This window comes from Pseudarthrobacter sulfonivorans, assembly GCF_024391045.1.
Lineage (GTDB): Bacteria > Actinomycetota > Actinomycetes > Actinomycetales > Micrococcaceae > Arthrobacter > Arthrobacter sulfonivorans_B.
Genome location: NZ_JANFCZ010000074.1, coordinates 1 through 251, shown reverse-complemented (window position 1 = coordinate 251; position 251 = coordinate 1). Strand labels below are relative to the sequence as shown.

Here is a 251-nt window from a genome sequence, read left to right as displayed (position 1 = left end):
CTGAAAGACACCTCGGACCAGCAGGTCTGGGCGTTCCTGGGCGACGGGGAAATGGACGAGCCCGAGTCCCGGGGCCTGCTCCAGCTCGCCGCGAACGAGAACCTGGACAACCTGAACTTCGTGATCAACTGCAACCTCCAGCGCCTGGACGGGCCGGTCCGGGGCAACGGGAAGATCATGCAGGAACTCGAAGCGTTCTTCCGCGGCGCGGGCTGGAACGTCATCAAGGTCGTCTGGGGCCGGGAGTGGGA

At 65.3% G+C, this 251-nt stretch carries 1 protein-coding gene; it reads left to right on the top strand.

The features are described from left to right. Nucleotides 1-251 (top strand): hypothetical protein (locus NQJ30_RS18940; RefSeq protein WP_255771853.1); only part of this gene is annotated, 251 nt, incomplete at both ends.